Annotated in this window: 11 protein-coding genes; 6 read left to right on the top strand and 5 right to left on the bottom strand. The window is 69.0% G+C overall.

What is annotated here, in order from left to right:
- Nucleotides 1–40 precede the first annotated feature (40 nt).
- Together ABD768_RS37885 and ABD768_RS37880 are read left to right on the top strand one after the other, a co-directional pair.
- Nucleotides 41–757 carry a hypothetical protein gene (locus ABD768_RS37885; RefSeq protein WP_344849016.1) on the top strand — a complete coding sequence of 239 codons (717 nt, stop codon included), beginning with the start codon at nucleotides 41–43 and terminating at the stop codon, nucleotides 755–757.
- 40 nt (nucleotides 758–797) lie between these two features.
- Nucleotides 798–1,640 carry a tryptophan 2,3-dioxygenase gene (locus tag ABD768_RS37880; RefSeq protein WP_343983848.1) on the top strand — a complete coding sequence of 281 codons (843 nt, stop codon included), beginning with the start codon at nucleotides 798–800 and terminating at the stop codon, nucleotides 1,638–1,640.
- On the opposite strand, the gene ABD768_RS37875 is transcribed toward ABD768_RS37880, so the two are convergent.
- Nucleotides 1,637–2,095: a winged helix-turn-helix transcriptional regulator gene (locus tag ABD768_RS37875; RefSeq protein ID WP_343983851.1), complete on the bottom strand. Its 459-nt coding sequence runs from the start codon at nucleotides 2,093–2,095 to the stop codon at nucleotides 1,637–1,639. The two genes, ABD768_RS37880 and ABD768_RS37875, sit on opposite strands and share 4 nt — an antisense overlap.
- A gap of 86 nt (nucleotides 2,096–2,181) precedes the next feature.
- Between ABD768_RS37875 and ABD768_RS37870 the strand changes: the two genes are divergently transcribed.
- Nucleotides 2,182–3,405, top strand: a complete 1,224-nt coding sequence (locus tag ABD768_RS37870) for a thiolase family protein (protein WP_344849014.1) — start codon at nucleotides 2,182–2,184, stop codon at nucleotides 3,403–3,405.
- 787 nt (nucleotides 3,406–4,192) lie between these two features.
- On the opposite strand, the gene ABD768_RS37865 is transcribed toward ABD768_RS37870, so the two are convergent.
- Genes ABD768_RS37865 through ABD768_RS37855 form a run of 3 tightly spaced genes read right to left on the bottom strand, consistent with a single transcriptional unit; the run spans nucleotide 4,193 to nucleotide 12,153 of the window.
- Nucleotides 4,193–9,709 (bottom strand): AAA domain-containing protein, encoded by a 5,517-nt coding sequence (locus ABD768_RS37865; protein ID WP_344849012.1) that lies wholly within the window; start codon nucleotides 9,707–9,709, stop codon nucleotides 4,193–4,195.
- A gap of 56 nt (nucleotides 9,710–9,765) precedes the next feature.
- Complete coding sequence (locus ABD768_RS37860) at nucleotides 9,766–10,950, bottom strand: M48 family metalloprotease (RefSeq protein ID WP_343984300.1); 1,185 nt, start codon at nucleotides 10,948–10,950, stop codon at nucleotides 9,766–9,768.
- A 9-nt stretch (nucleotides 10,951–10,959) separates the two neighbouring features.
- Entirely contained in the window at nucleotides 10,960–12,153 is a 1,194-nt protein-coding gene (locus ABD768_RS37855; RefSeq protein WP_344849010.1) for an amidohydrolase family protein, read from the bottom strand.
- A gap of 64 nt (nucleotides 12,154–12,217) precedes the next feature.
- Here ABD768_RS37855 and ABD768_RS37850 point away from each other — a divergent pair, with 64 nt between their 5' ends.
- The 3 genes from ABD768_RS37850 to ABD768_RS37840 all read left to right on the top strand — a co-directional run bounded on the left by ABD768_RS37850 (nucleotide 12,218) and on the right by ABD768_RS37840 (nucleotide 15,039).
- Nucleotides 12,218–12,859 carry a hypothetical protein gene (locus ABD768_RS37850; RefSeq protein ID WP_343984296.1) on the top strand — a complete coding sequence of 214 codons (642 nt, stop codon included), beginning with the start codon at nucleotides 12,218–12,220 and terminating at the stop codon, nucleotides 12,857–12,859.
- Between the two features lie 159 nt (nucleotides 12,860–13,018).
- Complete coding sequence (locus tag ABD768_RS37845) at nucleotides 13,019–13,708, top strand: response regulator transcription factor (RefSeq protein WP_344849008.1); 690 nt, start codon at nucleotides 13,019–13,021, stop codon at nucleotides 13,706–13,708.
- A gap of 2 nt (nucleotides 13,709–13,710) precedes the next feature.
- Complete coding sequence (locus ABD768_RS37840) at nucleotides 13,711–15,039, top strand: HAMP domain-containing sensor histidine kinase (protein ID WP_343984292.1); 1,329 nt, start codon at nucleotides 13,711–13,713, stop codon at nucleotides 15,037–15,039.
- Here the strand turns inward: ABD768_RS37840 and ABD768_RS37835 are convergent.
- On the bottom strand, nucleotides 14,929–15,519 hold the full coding sequence (locus ABD768_RS37835) for a DUF6790 family protein (protein WP_344849006.1): 591 nt from the start codon (nucleotides 15,517–15,519) through the stop codon (nucleotides 14,929–14,931). The two genes, ABD768_RS37840 and ABD768_RS37835, sit on opposite strands and share 111 nt — an antisense overlap.

Raw genomic sequence — 15,519 nt, 5'->3', positions numbered from 1 at the left:
GAGAGGATCACAGCGGTCATGGACAAGGAAGGTCGAAACGTTGCGCGCTCGCAGCTCGGCGATCATCGGCGTGGTCGCCGTCGCAGTGGGTCTCGCCGTCTCGGCCCCGTTCGTGAACTCGCCGGCCGGCCCGGCACTGAGGGGTACCGAGCCGGCCGGTCTGGCGCCTGCCGGTCCGGTTGCGACGGGATCTGCTGGTCCGGCGACCGGATCTGCTGGCCTGGCGACGGGATCTGGTGGTCTGGCGACGGATAGCGCTGGTCTGGCGACGGGACGGGCTGCGACTGGACAGGTTGGGACCGCGACGGCGCCGGCGGTGGAGTGGATCGGCTTGATCACCGGCGACCAGGTGGCGGTTGACGAGCGCGGTTCGGTCGTCGCGTTCCGCCCGGGTGCTGGGCGCGGTGGCATCCCGCTGCGGCTCTACTCGTCGGGCGGTCACCTGTACGCGGTACCGGCTGATGCGGCCGCCCTGGTCGATCGTGGGGTGGTCGACCGGCGGTTGTTCGATGTGATGCTGCTCAGCAGGCCGGAGTACCGGCGGGAGAACGCCGAGGGGCTCGCGGTGATTGTGACGTATTCCAAGCCGGGCGCTCGCGAGGTGGTTCGGGCCGGGAATGGGGTTCGGGTCGAGCATGTCTACACGTCGATCGACGGTGATGGGCTGCGGGTCGGATCCGTCGACGCTTGGCGGCGGTTGACGTCGACGGCGGGGATCAAACGGGTGTGGCTGGACGTCGTACAGGACTCTTTGTAGAGCTGAGCTAACCGAGGGTGATCGCGGCTATCCTCGGGCCGTGAGCGAGACGAGCGGGGTTCAGCCCAGCGGTGAAGCAGTGACCGGCCGGTGGGACGGGGTGGATGTCCACTTCGGCGAGGAAGGTGGCCGGCTCACCTACGGCAGCTATCTGCGGCTGGAGCAGTTGCTCGACCAGCAGCGGCTGGAATCGGATCCGCCCGCGCATGACGAGCTGCTGTTCATCACGATCCACCAGGTCTACGAGCTGTGGTTCAAGCAGGTCCTGCACGAGATGACGGCGTCGCGCGACGCGATGCTGGCGGGGCAGCTCTGGAAGGCGCAGCACCTGCTCCGGCGGGTGCACACGATCGAGCGCACGCTGATCCAGCAGGTCGACGTGCTGGAGACGATGACGCCGCAGGACTTCGGCGAGTTCCGGCACCGGTTGTCGCCGGCCAGTGGGTTCCAGTCCGTGCAGTTCCGCGAGATCGAGTTCCTGTCGGGCGCCAAGGATCCGTCGTTCGTGAAGCGGTTCCGTGGGTTGAGCGCGGCTGAGACGGCGCGGCTCGAGCAGCGGCTGGCTGAGCCGACGCTGTGGGACGCCTTCCTGGGTGTGCTCGAGTCGGCTGGTTTCTCGACGGCTGATGAGGATGACCTGCGGAAGGCTTTGCAGACGGTGGCGGGGGATCGCAGTAGCTTCGCGGAGATCTGGGAGCTTGCTGAGGCGCTGGTCCAGCATGACGAGCTTGCGGCGGCCTGGCGGGCCCGGCATGTGGTGATGGTCGAGCGGATGATCGGAACCAAGCCTGGTACGGGTGGTTCTTCAGGCGCGGGGTATCTGCGCAGCCGGCTGGATCTTCGGTACTACCCGTTGCTCTGGCATCTGCGGACCTCGCTCTAGACGGTCACCGTCAGCTCGTTGAGCTCTGGCAGGTGGCCTTTGGTGCATCGGGCAACTATCTCGACGGGGTGGCCGTCGTGGGTCAGCTCGAGCGGCTCCGGCGGGGCGTGGTGGCGGTTGCTCCACTGGGCCAGCCCGAAGACGACGGGCATCAGGTCCTTGCCGCTCTCGGTCAGCTGGTATTCGTACCGGCGGCGCTTGCCTGGCTCCTGGTACTCCGTTTTGGCCAGCACCCCGATGTCGACCAGCGCCTTCAGGCGGCTGGCCGTCGTCGCCTCGGTCAGGCCGGTGCGGGCGGCGAAGTCGTCGAAGCGGGTGACGCCGTAGTACGCCTCGCGCAGCAGCAGGATCGTGGATCGCTGGCCGACCGCCTGCATGGCGAGATCGATCGGGCAGTAGTCGCCGAGCGGCTGTTGGCCCCGCTCGGCCAGGCGGCCTTTCAGCTCAACGTGCATGAACTCACACTAGCTGCTGACTTGCGTCTTCCATAGTCAGGGGTGACTATAGCTTTGTATAGTCAGCTGGTTCCTGGAGGCTCGTCATGTCTGCTCGCTCCGCCGTCATCGTCGATGCGGTCCGTACTCCGATCGCCAAGGGCAAGCCGGGTGGCGCCTACAGTTCGGTGCATCCGGTTGACCTGCACGCGCACGTACTGCGTGCGCTGGTCGACCGGACGGGGATCGATCCGGCGCTGGTCGACGACGTGATCAGCGGGGCGGTCGGTCAGGTCGGGGAGCAGAGCACGAACACGGCTCGGTGGGCGGTACTGGCCGCCGGCTTCCCCGAATCGGTACCGGCGGTGACGGTCGACCGGCAATGCGGAAGCAGCCAGCAGGCGATCCACTTCGCCGCCCAGGGCGTGATGAGCGGCGCCTACGACATCGCGATCGCCTCTGGTGTCGAGTCGATGAGCCGGGTGCCGATCGGCAGCCAGTATCGGACGCCGGTCGACGGCCAGTCTGTTCTTGCCGACTTCGCCGGGCCGACTGTTGCCCAGCGCTATGAGCCGGGGCTGATTCCGCAGGGTGTGTCCGCGGAGCTGATCGCCGCGAAATGGAATTTGAGTCGGGGGCAGCTCGATGAGTTCGCCGCCTTGAGCCACAGTCGTGCAGCTTCAGCGTGGGCCGATGGCCGCTTCGACGCCGAGATCGCGCCGCTGAAGGCACCGCAGGCTGACGGAAGTACTCGCGAACTGCTGGTTGACGAGACCATCCGGCCTTCGACGACTGCGGAAGTCCTCGCCGGTCTCCGTCCCGCCTTCCAGAACGACTACTTCAGCACCCGCTACCCCGGCCTCGACTGGCGCGTCACCGCCGGCAACTCGTCGCCGGTCAACGACGGCTCATCCGCTCTGCTCATCACCAGCGAGGAAGCCGCGCGCCGCCTGGGGCTGAAGCCCCGCGCCCGCCTCCACACCTTCGCCGTCGCCGGCGACGACCCGGTCATGATGCTCACCGGCATCCTCCCCGCCACCGAAAAGGCGCTCAAGCGAGCCGGCCTGACCCCCTCCGACATCGACGCCTACGAGGTCAACGAAGCCTTCGCCTCCGTCGTCCTCTCCTGGCTGGCCGAGACCGGCGTCGACCCTGCGAAGGTCAACATCAACGGCGGAGCCCTCGCCATCGGCCACCCCCTCGGCGCCAGCGGCGCCCGCCTGATGACCACCCTCCTCTCAGTCCTGGACCAACGCCAAGCCCGGTACGGCCTCCAGGTCATGTGCGAAGCAGGCGGCCTGGCCAACGCCACCATCATCGAACGCCTCTAACCCACCCACCTCACCACCGTCCCCCGCCCCCGCCCCGCTCCGGCCCCGCCCCGCCCCCGCCCCGCTCCGGCCCGGTCCCGCTCCGGTCCCGCTCCGGTCCCGCTCCGGTCCCGCTCCGGCCCCGCTCCGGCCCGGCCCCGCTCCGGCCCGGTCCCGCTCCGGTCCCGCTCCGGCCCGGTCCCGCTCCGGTCCCGCTCCGGCCCGGTCCCGCTCCGGTCCCGCTCCGGCCCGGCCCCGCTCCGGCCCCGCCCCGCCCCCGCCCCCGCGGCTGGCAGGCTTTGGTGCCGCCGGCGGGATGCTGCGCGTTATCGACATCAAAACCCGGCACCGGCCCGATCGGGGAGGTAGATAGCCCGGATCGGGAGCAGGATCCACCCCAATGCCGGCAACTACGCGGCCGACGCTCGCTTCCGGGCGCGCGGAAGATCGCCGAGCGGTAGTCCGGGCAGGCGGTGGACACCTACACCGGCTCCCCGATCAAGAGCGACCTGGCCGACCGGAGCCCATACAAGCCAACCAGCGTTGGACGCGGGTGAACCAGAGCAGAACCCACACCGCCCCAGGCGAGGCGCACTGGCGGAGTGGTTGGTGTGGATATGGGTGAGGCGTAGTGGTTGGTGTGGATATGGGTGAGGCGCACTGGTTGGTGTGGATCCGCGTGAGGCGTAGTGGTTGGTGTGGATATGGGTGAGGCGCGGTGGTGGAGTGGTTGGTGTGGAGCCGGGGAGGTGGGCTGGTCGGGTGGGGGCGGTGGGCGGATTGTGGTTGCGTTGGGGGGTGGCGGCGGCTAGTTGTCGGTGGGGCGGTTGAGGGTGTCGAGTAGGCGGGCCAGTACTGCGTCTGGGTTGGTGGTCCAGTCGCCGGTGAGGACGTGGTGAGTTCGCCAGCCGCCGGTGGTGAGGGCTCGTGGGTGGGTGGTGAGGCGTTCCAGGAGCGTGTCGGCGGCGATCCGCTCAGGGGTGTCGACCAGGACCGCCAGGCGGTGGCCCTCGTCCTTGGGCCGGCGCAACGCCAGATCACACCGGAACACCGACTCCCCAACCTCGGTCTCCACCACAACCCCTTCCCCCCGCAACCGCTCAGCCAACTGCTCGACAACCGTCGAGTGCAGCGCAGACCCGTTACCTTCCGCAGGCCACCCCACCCTGCCGTCACCAGCGGCCACAGCACCGTCAAAGCCAGCGCCGGTACCGCCAGCACCGGTCCCGCCAGGGCCGGTGGCGCCGACGCCGGTCCCGCCAGCGCCGACGCCGGTCCCGCCAGCGCCGACGCCGGTCCCGCTAGCGCCGGTGTTGCCGAGGCCGGTCCCGGTAGCGCCGGGGCCGGTTCCGCCAGTGCCGGTCCCGCCAGGGCCGGTGTTTCCGGGGCCGGTTCCGCCAGTGCCGGTCCCGCTAGCGCCGGTGTTGCCGAGGCCGGTCCCGGTAGCGCCGGGGCCGGTGACGGCGGGGTGTGCGGGGGCGGTCGGTGGGTGGGCGGGGCGGGGTCTGGTGGGTTTGCGCGATACGGCGTACGGGGCCAGGGAGGCTTGGGTGGCTTCGGGGTTGGCTTGGGAGACGGCGTTGGCGTAGGTGAGGAAGCGGCGCAGGGTGTTGGCGCCGTCGTTGTAGGTGTTGGTGATGGCTTCGGGGTCGATGCTGCTGACGATGACCATGTGCTGGCGGGCGCGGCTGAAGATGACGTTGAGGCGTTTCTCGCCGCCGGAGGTGTTGATCGGGCCGAAGTTCATCAGCATCCGGCCGTCGGGGCCGGCGGCGTAGCAGACGCTCATGATGACGATGTCGCGTTCGTCGCCCTGGACGTTCTCCAGGTTCTTCACGAACAGCCCGGCGTCCTGCTCGTCGCGCGTCCGCACCTGCTCGGCCTCGTACCGCGCGCCGAACTCCGGATCCGCATCGGCCAACTCGTCCAGCGCCCGCTCGATCTCACCCTGCTGCGCCTCCGAGAACGCCACGATGCCAAGGCTCTTGCCGGTATCGCGCGCCAGGATCTCCCGCACCAGCCCGGCGATCCACCTCGCCTCAGCTGGGTTGGTACGCCGCACATAGATGCCATCGGCAACCCGTACTGCGGTGATGCTGCCCGCAAGCATCCCGTCCACAACCTCCGCCACCTGCGACGGCGTGCTCGCGAGTGGGCCGCCGGCGGGTGTGTCACCAGCGGGTCGGGCGTACGACGCAGGCGACTCGTCGCCGGCTCGGACGGTCCAGGGTGGGGCCGGGTGGGCGGGGAGGCGGTCGGGGATGGTGGCTAGGCGGCCTTGGTAGAAGGCGGCGTTGCTGAAGGAGATCAGTGCTTCGGAGCGACTGCGGTAGTGCCAGGTGAGCATGGTGGATGCGAGGCGAAGCGCGCTGATCGCCAGGAAGCTGTCGTCGGACAGTGCGACGCCGACGTGTTCGGCCTCGTCGTCGGGGTCGGCGGCCGGGGTGGCGACGCGGAAGTACTGGGTCGGTGGTAGCTGCATCTGGTCGCCGACGACGATGACCTGGGGTGCGCGGTGTAGGGCCGGAATCGCTTCCTCGATGGGGATCTGGCTGGCTTCGTCGTAGATCACCACGTCGAAGGAGGTGTCGAGCGGGAGGGTGTCCGAGACCGACGACGGGCTCATCAACCAGACCGGGCGCAACCGCGAGACGACCTGGCCGGGGTCGCCCGACGCGAGATCGCGGATCGACTTGTAGCGCATCACCTTGCCGAACTCGTGCTCCAGCTCGCGCCGCCCCGCGCTGAACGCCTTCTTGCGTGCTCGTTCGTCGGTCGACATCCCGGTCACACTCGCCTCGGAATGCGCAAGCTCGCTCAAGAACCGCCGCCGTACGCCGGCCACCACCACCTCGGCGTTGACCGTCGTCAGCTCGTCGTACACCAGACTCAACTCCCCGACGATCGAGTCGAGCCGCGCCGAAGTCACCTCACCCAGCAACGGCGCCCCTGACCGGGCCCGCTCCCACTCCAACGCACAAATCGCATACTCCAGCTGCTCCGGGTTCGCCTCCAACCCCCGTACTGCGTCCTGCACCGCCACCGGCACGTCCCCGAACCGCCGCATCACCCCAACCAACCGCTGAACCACCGGCACCACAGCCGATGACGCCAGCACCCCAACAATCCCTTGCACACCAGCCAAGGTCCGCTGGCCGTAGTCCTCAACCAGCAGCCGTCCCGTAACCGCCTCAGCCTCCTCCAACAGCTCCCCAACCCGAGCAACCCTCGCTGCAACTCCAACAGCCTGGTCGGTGTCTGTGGAGAGGGTAGGTAGCCAGGGGGTTAGGGGTTCGTCTTGGGTTAGGTGGTGGAGGGATTGAGCTAGGGCGGTGGGGTTGGGGGTGCCCCAGGTTTGGAGGGCGGTTTGGGTGCTGGTGGTTACTGCGGTGGTGGTGTCTTGGGCAGTGATCAGGGTGGTGAGGAGTTCGGTGATGGTGGGGCGGACGGCGCGGGTGGTGGTGTCTGTCCGGGTGTGGACGAGGGACTTGATCCGGCGCCAGTCGGAGGAGAGGAAGGCCAGGAGGGTGTTTTCTTTGCTCTTGGCAACTGTTAGGGCGGAGCGGGCGTCGGCTGGTGGGAGGGGGTCGGTCCAAGCGGATGCTTCTTGCCAGGCGGTCTTTTCGGCGGCCAGGAGAGTCTCGTGGTCGGTGGCCGCGGCTCGTAGTTCGCGGGCTGTGCGGGAGTGAGGGGCCAGGGCTTCGGACTTGTCGCGTTCGGCCAGGGGGACCATCACCGTGCCGAGTTCGGCTAGACGGCGTAGGACGGCGAGGTCGACGGAGGGCCAGCCGTCGGCGGGTGGTGTCAGGCCGGTGGAATCCAGGGCAGCAGAGACGGCGGACCACGCAGTACGGGCTTCGGCGGCGGTGGCGGGGATCTCTGTGTCGGCGCCGGGGGCAGACCAGACGGAGGGGGCGATGAGGCTGAGGGGGCTTCGGGACAGTACGCCGTGGCTGGAGGGGTCTGCTGCGGCCAGGCCGGAGGACAGGTCACCTACGACCTCGCGGGAGGCCCACCAGTCGGCCGGGGAAGGGATCAGCTTGCGCTGTGAGGGCTCCAGGGATGAACCCCAGGGGGATGAGCGCAACTCGGCCAGAGTGTTGACAACGGTACGCAGGGAAGGGGATCCGCCCGCGAGGAGCGTTTCGAAATCGCCGACGGTTGCGAGCAGCCGGTCCACCCGAGCCACCAGTGCGTCCCGGCGTACGGTCAGGTCTTCGAGATCGTCGGAGCCTGCGAGCCACGCCTCGTAGGTGTCGCGCAAGCCGTGGACGAAGGCCTTCTTGTCGGCTTGGGAGTCGTGGATGAGCGTGCACAAGCCGTCCAGGCGGCGGCTGACCAGACGCGCGTGGACGACGTCGAGCGCGGCGCGTTTCTGGCAGACGAAGAGGACCCGCTGACCGCGCGCCACGAAGTCGGCGATCATGTTGGTGATCGTCTGCGACTTGCCTGTCCCAGGCGGCCCTTGGATGACGAAGCTTTCGCCGCGTTGCGCCCGCGCGACCGCGGCCACCTGTGAGCCGTCGGCCGGCACGACCAGATGGCGCGCCGAGGTCGGAAGCTCAGGCGGGTCGCTCGCCAACGGCCGCGGCCGATCCGAGAACAGTTGGTCGAACGAAGGGCACGACCGTCCGGTCTCGAGCAGTTCGTCGTAGTCGCGCACGAGCCCGAGCGTGCGGTAGTTGAAGTTCGCCAGCGCGACCGCGCACAGATCGACGTCCCACGAGTACGGGCTGCCGTCGTCGCCGGTCTCCAGCGTGTAGCTGTCGGTCTCGATCGCACCCGGCCGGCGCGGTTCGCCGAACACGACACTCAGCGGCAACTCCTGCACGGCAAGCTGATTGCGGAAGATCTGCACCCCGAGCGGCTGATAGTCGGGCCGACGATACGAGTAGGAGTAGTGCCGTCCGCCGAACTCGTTCGCCGTGTTCCCGTGCTGGCGCCGCCGGTAGTTCCGCAGCTTCACCATCGCGCGCTGCCGCACGAGGTCGATCCGCGGTTTGGCCCGCAGATGCAACTGCAGCCCGGGCTCGGAAGCCTGCAGCTCGGCGCGCAACTTCTCGTGCAGTACTTCGAGAGCGTCCGGCTCACTCAGATCCACCCTGGCCGGGAGGTTGATCCCGTACAGCTGGTGCAGATGATGACGCAACGTCGGGTTGATCTCGGCGACCGGGTCGGTGATCCGCAGCGTGTACGAATCGCGTACGCCCCGCTTCTTCGCGAGCTCCACCTTGACGAGCACCAGCGGCGAGGTCAGCCGCGTCGCCGGGTCGTTCTTGAGATCGTGCCAGCGCAGGAACGCCGGCACGAGTCGCAGCTGGTCCTGCCCGTACTCCGCGCGGTCGCGCCGGGCCGTCGAGATCAGCTTGTCCAGGGCGGAGGCGGCGTACGGCGCTTCGTCGTACCGGATCCATTTGCCGAGCGGTTTGGCCTTGCCGTCGACGAGTTGCGCGGCGAGGTCGGCGTTCCAGGTGAAGAGTTGCTCGGCGCGGATGTTGCGCACGTCGAGCATCAGCGGGACGGAGACCTCGGTGAGGTTGATCGTCTGGGCCGTGTGCCGGAATTGCACCAGCCGGTTACGCCGGGAGAGGTCGAAAAGCCTGTCCCGCAAGGCCTTCAGGACTGCCTCGCGCCGATCGGCCGTGTCGCGGGTGATCGCGTCGACGTCGAAGTCGAGCGGCTGGTCGCGGTAGTTCTCCAGTTGCTCGATCAGCGAGCGCAGGTCCTGGGCGCGGCGATGACGGTCGGGCTCGGCCATCTGCGAGGCCACCGAGACGATCACCGGATGCAGCGAGCCGGTCAGCGTGTAAAAGTTGCCTCGGGCATCGATCAGCCGGGCGACGTCCTCGGTGCGGGACAGGTCGAGTCCACAGCCGAGGCCGATCAGGAGCTGGCCGAGACTGAAGATGTCGGTGAGCGGGTCGTGATGGCCGAGGACGTGCTCCCAGCTCTGCCAGCCCGGCACGAGCACCGGCGCGGTGATCGCCTCGGGCACGGGATCGGTCACCTGCAGAACCGGCCGGCCGCCGCTCTCGCCCAGATCGACCGAGGTCTCACGGTGCGCGACAACCTCGACTGCCGAGGCCCGATGCCCTTCCCTGGCAGCGATCTCGGCGGCCTGGATCAACGGGCGCGACGCATCCTCCGGTGCGAAACCGAGTCTGGTCCGGTCGTCGACGGTGATGCGATCGAGACCACGCAGCGGCGCGACCAGGCCGCGCTCGTGCACCTCCGCGGTGGCGTGGAACAGCGGTAGTACGGCGGCCAGCAGCGCGTCATTGCCGAGCCCGCCCTGCGAGACGGCCAGCGCGACGAGGTCCGTCATGGCGTGGCGACCAACGGCAGGGGTCGTCATGGCGTGGCGACCAGCGGCAGGGGTCGTCATGGCGTCACCGCCCGGGTCAGCTCGGCGCGGCGCTTGTCGCTCCAGCCGAGCTCGTCGTCGGCCAGATCGTCGTACTCCGAAAGCCCGGCGCGCCGTGCCACCCGCAGCGACGCGATGAGCCCGTCATCACCCAGCTCGGGATCGGCCGTCGCGAGATCGAGCAGCAGATAGCAGAGGTACTGCCGGGTCGCACCCGTCAACGCGCGCGGCCGCGGGATCGGCGCACCGTCCACCGGCCGGATCGCCAGCGGCTCGTCGAAGCGCGGCACCGCACCACCCGGTACGCCGAGAGGCCCGGGCGGATCCGCGAATCCGGCCGCGTAGGTGGCGACCGTGTCCGAACGCAGCCCCTCCGCGTGGGCGATGTGGGCCGCGAAGTCCATGCTCAGCTCGCGCAGCAACGCGGCGTCGAGCAGATCCGGCGAGTCGACGTCGAGCGGGCCGGTCAGCAGCACCTCGACGTCTTCGTCGGCCAGCCAGTTCTGGAGTGCCCAGGCGCGGGCGACGCCTTCGGGGTGACTGGTCCCGCGACTGCCGGTGCTCAGGTCCAGCTCGTTGGCTTGGCGGAGGTAGGCGGTTGGGTCAACGGAGCCCAGTCCGGTTTGGACTTTCAGCAGCGCGCGGACCGTAGTACCGAGGTCTCCACAGGCGACGAGGGCGCCGCGGTCGGCGAACAGTTCGCATGCCATCACCCACCGGCGATGGGTCTCCAAGTACTGCGCCGGCGTCCGTGCGTCGGCAGCCGCCGCGTCGAGCAGCCGGTCGACCGCGAGATACGCGCCGTCCTCCACCGTCCACAGCACCCGGTGCGCCAGCTCATGCCCGCACACCGCCGTCAATTCGTCCGCATCCAACCGCTCGAGCAACGGCCCCTCGAACAGGATCACCGCCCGATCGCCTTGGTGCAGCAGCGACGCGTTGGGCTGTCCGGCTCCTTGCGCCTGAAAGAACTCGATCTCCACCCCGAGCCCAAGCGCCTCCGCCGCCCGACGCCCCGCCGCATGCAACTCAGGGTGACTCTCCGCCTCGAGCCGATACGTGTTCCGCAGCAGTACGTCGCTCAGCCCGTCGTCCCGCGCGTCCCCGTCCCGCAAAGCCGCCCAGGCACGCTCATCCACCCGGCGTACCTGCGACAGGACGGCCCGGTGATAACCCAGCACTCCAAGCGACTTCTCGACCACAACGTCACCTTAACGACCCCCACAGACAGAAAGTTCACGCCGACCGCGGACGAACAGCGCCTCGGGTGAACGCAGGGTGGTGATGTCGGTGGTGGGGTTGCCGTGGACAACCAAGAGGTCGGCGTCTGAGCCGGGGGTGAGGCGGCCTTTGGTGGGGAGGTTGAGGGCGGTGGCGGCGTGGCGGGTGGCGGTGGTCAGGGCGGCCGTGGGGGAGAGGCCGCCGTCGGTCAGGGCGATGACGGATTCGGGGAGGATGCCGTGCGCCTTGGCCGGGGTGATACCGCCGTCGGAGCCGGAGATGATCCGTACGCCGGAATGGTGGAGCCGGGCGAACAGGGCGTTGCGCGTGCTGAGGTCGGAGCCCGTACGCCGTAGATGCTCCAGCACTGCGGGTGGTGGGGTCATGCCGGGGACGATGCCCAGCGTGGGGCATACCGGCGTACCGGTTGCAACCAGCTCCTCGACGACGGACTCGTCGACGCCTAGGCCGGATGCGGTGATGAAAGAGCAGTGCTCGATGCTGTCGACGCCTGCTGCGAGGGCGAAGCGGATGGCGTCGAGGGAGTGGGCGTGGGCGGTCACGGGCAGGCCGACAGCGTGGGATTCCTCAACCACCACAAGGAGTTCGGCGGCGGTGAACTGAGCGGCAGCCGGGTCGGTGCCGGGGGTGTTGATGCCGCCGCTGGCCATGATCTTGACGACGTCGGCTCCGCGGGTGACCCGTTCGGCTACGGCAGCACGCAACGCGTCGTCGCCGGTGACGGCGCCGCCCATGTTCCAGCAGTGGCCGTTGGGGATCGTGATCGGTGGGCCGCTGGCGAGGATGGTCGGTAACAGAGCGTCTGGATGACGGGCGCGCCAGTCGAGGACAGCCCAGTCGCGGTCGCCCAGGTCCCGCACGGTGGTGACGCCGGCGGCCAGTTGAGTCCTCAGTGAGGATTCGATGACGGCGTCCAGTTCGGGCGCGGTGAAGTCGGGGATGCGGTCCAGGGCGCCGGGCTTGCCGTCGCAGCAGAGGTGTACGTGGGTGTCGATCAGCCCCGGCAAGATGGTGCACCCGTCGAAGCGGGTCACCTCGCACCCGGCGGGCGTAGTACCGGCTGGTCCGACGCTGACGATCCGGCCGGCCTCGACGACCACGACCGCCCCGCCGCCGGAGTAGACCTCTCCGTCGAACACACCGTCCGCCGCGATCGCGATCACGACAAGACAGTACTAGTGTCAGCCCGCGCTGACATGGGCATTGGTGGAGTAACCGATCGAGGAGATGACCGGCGTGAAGCTCTACTCCGATGTGGGTGTGCAGCGGTTCGGGCAGGCTTTCGGGGATCTGATGTTGCTGGGCTGGATCGCGTTCTGTACCGCGCTCGGGCTGACCGTTTTCAAGATCACCAACGCGCTCGGCTACCCCGGTCGCAAGACGGCCGAGGCCGGCGACGGGCTGGCGGCCGACCTGCACAGGTTCTCCGAGCCGGTGGGCAAGGTGCCGGCGGTCGGCGACGAGTTGCGCGCGCCGATCGACGGAGCGGCGAATGCGGCGTCCAGGCTGGCCGAGGCGGGGCGGGACCAGGCGCATGCGGTGGAGCAGCTGGCCTATCTGTTGGCCGGCGTGACGATCGGGTTGCCGGTGCTGTTCGCGTTGCTGATCTGGCTGCCTCGGCGGATCAGGTTCAGCCGACGCGCGACGGCGGCGCGCAAGTTCATCGACAACGCGGCCGACCTCGACCTGTTCGCGCTCCGGGCGATGGCCAACCAGCCGATGCACAAGCTGGCGAAGATCTCCGACGACCCGGTCACCGCCTGGCGCGAGGGCGACACCGCCGTCATCACCCGACTCGCCGACCTGGAACTTCGCAGTACCGGCCTCCGTGCGCCACTCCGGCCAGCACTCCCGCCAGCCGACAGCTGAGGCCCCAGACCGCCGCCACCCACCACCTCCCACATCTCAGGGGTTAACCCCTGAGTCGGTGGGTTGCCCAGCCAGAATCCGACCGGGCAACCCATCAGTTCGGGGGTTAACCCCTGAGATGTGGGAGGTGGTGGGTGCGGGGCAACTACTCTCGATCTCATGGCGAGGGTTTTGCTGGTCGAGGACGACGATGCGATCCGGACGTCGCTGGGCAAGTCGCTCACGGCGGCCGGGCACGCTGTCACGGCGCTCGCCAGCGGGGCCGAAGGGGTCGCGGCCGTCGCCCGGGACAAGCCTGACGTGATGCTGCTCGACCTCGGGCTGCCGGATCTCGACGGGCGGGACGTGCTCGCGATGGTTCGCGCCGTCAGCGACGTACCGGTGATCGTCGCGACGGCCCGGGACGACGACGCGAGCGTGGTGCGGCTGCTCGACGCGGGCGCCGACGACTACGTGATCAAGCCGTTCAGCTCCGCCCAGATCGACGCGCGGATCCGGGCGGTACTACGCCGGGGCGGCCCCGACCAGCAGGAGGAGTCGACTCTCAACCTCGGCGCGCTCTCCATCGATCCGCGCAGCCGCGAGGTGACCGTCGACGGCCAGCTCGTCGACCTGACCCGCAAGGAGTTCGACCTCCTGCTCGCCCTGTCGCGCCGGGCTGGGACGGTCGTCACGAAGCGCGAGTTGCTGGCCGAGGTCTGGGGCCTGCCGTGGGGTGGCGGCGACCGCACGGTCGACGTCCACCTCTCCTGGCTGCGCCGCAAGCTCGGTGAGACGGCCGCCGAACCGCGTTTCCTGCACAGCGTCCGCGGCGTCGGCGTCAAACTCGCAGCCCCGGAAGCGGGCTGACGATGCGCCGCCGGATCCTCCTGCTCTCGGTCGGTATGACGACCCTCGTCGTGCTCGCCTTCGCCATCCCGCTCACCCTCCTGCTGCGCAACGCCGCCGCCGACGAGTCGCTCAAAGCTGCCCGCTACCAGGCCGAGAACGTCGCGTACTACGTCGGCGACAAGGACCGCACCTCCGCCGACATCCAGGCCTACATCGACGAGGTCAAGAAGAACAATGCCGGCCGTATCTCCGTCCGCCTTCCCAACGGCACCACGCTCGGCGACCCGCCACCCGGCGGCGTCGCCGACCCCAAGCCGATCCCCGGCGACGACGACGGCGATGACGACGACCACGGCCCACCGAAGCTCTCGACCGCGTCCTTCCGCGCCATCGGCGACGGCAAGGCGACAGACATCAGCGTCGACACCAAGACCGGCCCGGCCTCCATCTGCATCTACCTGACCGCCGAGGAGCTGTACCACGGCCTGCCGACCCGCCTCGCGATACTGCTCGGCGGAAGCCTGCTGGTACTCCTCCTGAGCGTCATCGGCGCCGAACTCGTCTCCCGCCGGATGGCCCGCCCCCTGGAAGAAACAGCCCGTACTGCGGAACGCCTAGCCCGAGGTGACGTCGATGCCCGGGCGCCCACCACCGGCCCGGCCGAGGTGGCCAAGGTCGGCGCCGCCCTCAACGGTCTCGCCGACCGCATCGACGAAGTCATCGCCGTCGAACGCGAAGCCGTCGCCGACCTCTCGCACCGCCTCCGCACCCCACTCACCGCACTCCGCCTGCAAGTCGAGGCGCTCCCTGACCGCGAGCGGGCCGAGGAGCTCAACACTCAGGTCAACAGCCTGGAGCGCACCCTCACCGCTGTCATCAGCGCCGCCCGTCGCCCCCAGCGCGAGGGCCGGGTCCCGCACTGCGACGCTGTCGAGGTCACCCGCGCCCGGGCCGCCTTCTGGGCTCCACTGTTCGAGGACCAAGGCCGAGACCTGGTACTAGACCTAGTGCAGCCACCTGCCATGGTCCGAGCCTCAGCGGACGACCTGTCCGCGGCACTGGACGCACTGGTGGAGAACGTCGTCGCCCACACGCCTGACGGCACTCCGGCGCGCATCATCCTCACCAGGCAACCAGTGGGCGGTACTACCGGCGTACTGATCGTCGTCGCGGACGAAGGCCCCGGCATCCCACTAGGAGCAGGGGAGCGGGGCCGTAGCGACCGGGGCTCGACAGGGCTAGGCCTTGACATAGCCCGCCGCTGTGCCGAGGCCGCTGGTGGCCGGCTGACCATCCACCCGAACCTCCCGAGCGGCTCCTCCGTCCACCTGACCCTCGCGTCGCCTTGAAGCTACCGTGAGGCCGATCATGACCGCGGGGATCAGTAGGTCGTAGATGAGGACGCCGCCGGTGTTGCCGGCGGCGTGGTCGCCATTGGCGAACCATTGGTACAGGTGGCCGATCACTGCGCCCCAGAGGAACATGCCGGCACCGAGACCGACGGTGATGCGCTCCCTGGCCGAGGCTTTCGGTGAGGCGGCCCGGAAGGCCATCACCGCGAGGCCGAGATTGGCGAAGGCGATCTCGAACAGGAACGGCGAGCGGTTGAAGCCGATCGCGGTCGCCATCACGTCGGGGATCGTGAGGAACGAGATCGTCATCCACAGGCTGCCGCAACCGAGCGCGGCGGTCGCCCACCAGCGCTGCCAGGTCTCCAGCTTCGCCTCCCGGGAGGTGCTGTGGCGAGTGCGGATCGTCGCGCCCACGACCGCGATGACCAGCCAGAGCAGGGGAACGGAGGTCTGTACGAGATACGAAGGGATGCTCAT

The sequence above is a fragment of the Kribbella ginsengisoli genome (assembly GCF_039537185.1).
In the GTDB taxonomy this organism is placed as follows: Bacteria; Actinomycetota; Actinomycetes; order Propionibacteriales; family Kribbellaceae; genus Kribbella; species Kribbella koreensis.
The sequence above is the reverse complement of the archived record's forward strand: the minus strand, read 5'-3'. Positions and strand labels throughout refer to the sequence as shown.

Excerpts from the sequence above, each read along its gene's own strand:
- ABD768_RS37835 (WP_344849006.1), bottom strand. The coding sequence starts at position 15,519 with ATGAGCATCCCTTCGTATCTCGTACAGACCTCCGTTCCCCTGCTCTGG.
- ABD768_RS37865 (WP_344849012.1), bottom strand. The coding sequence starts at position 9,709 with ATGACGGACCTCGTCGCGCTGGCCGTCTCGCAGGGCGGGCTCGGCAAT.
- ABD768_RS37840 (WP_343984292.1), top strand. The coding sequence starts at position 13,711 with ATGCGCCGCCGGATCCTCCTGCTCTCGGTCGGTATGACGACCCTCGTC.
- ABD768_RS37850 (WP_343984296.1), top strand. The coding sequence starts at position 12,218 with ATGACCGGCGTGAAGCTCTACTCCGATGTGGGTGTGCAGCGGTTCGGG.
- ABD768_RS37845 (WP_344849008.1), top strand. The coding sequence starts at position 13,019 with ATGGCGAGGGTTTTGCTGGTCGAGGACGACGATGCGATCCGGACGTCG.
- ABD768_RS37875 (WP_343983851.1), bottom strand. The coding sequence starts at position 2,095 with ATGCACGTTGAGCTGAAAGGCCGCCTGGCCGAGCGGGGCCAACAGCCG.
- ABD768_RS37870 (WP_344849014.1), top strand. The coding sequence starts at position 2,182 with ATGTCTGCTCGCTCCGCCGTCATCGTCGATGCGGTCCGTACTCCGATC.